The 575-nt window shown below is 41.7% G+C and carries 1 protein-coding gene; it reads right to left on the bottom strand.

The genetic code is table 11. The features are described from left to right. Positions 1–23: 23 nt before the first annotated feature. Entirely contained in the window at positions 24–536 is a 513-nt protein-coding gene (locus B7C60_RS00035; protein ID WP_099609928.1) for a GNAT family N-acetyltransferase, read from the bottom strand. Between the last annotated feature and the right edge of the window lie 39 nt (positions 537–575).

The raw sequence follows: 575 nt of genomic DNA, 5'->3' as shown, positions 1-575 counted from the left end.
TTATGTGAATTTTTCCAGCGCACTCAATACACACAACCATTAAACTCAATGACTTGGCTGCTTAGAGCGTGACCAACATTGTAAGTCTTAACCATGCCTCCACGGTAGACAAACTCGTTCCAATTTTTCTGCTGTATATCGTAGTAATGAATAGGACAAACTAACTCTGAATACCCTGAACTTCGATATACATCTGGCTCATAAGCAAAGAGAAAAGAATGAGTTACACCAAAAGACACCAAGTATTTATCCAGTTCTTTTACGATGACTTTGGCTAAGCCCAGACCACGCTTATTTGGTGCAACAGCAATGCCGCCAACTATGCCCGCTTTGAAGCTTCTTGATCCTTGTGACATTAAACGACTGTAAGCAAAACCAGTAGCGATAATCTGATTTTCGTCTTCGATGAGAGCTGCACAAACGAACTCGTGATTAAAATTGACCGTAGAATCTTGGCCAAAAACCGAGTTTAGATGTGTATTAAGTGCAGCTTCATGCGCCTCGATTCCACCATTTTCGACGACTGATATTTTCAATATGCGCTCCATTCACATAACGCCGCATTAAGGGGCAGC

Origin of the sequence: Vibrio fujianensis, from assembly GCF_002749895.1 — a bacterium.
GTDB lineage: Bacteria > Pseudomonadota > Gammaproteobacteria > Enterobacterales > Vibrionaceae > Vibrio > Vibrio fujianensis.
The sequence above is the reverse complement of the archived record's forward strand: the minus strand, read 5'-3'. Positions and strand labels throughout refer to the sequence as shown.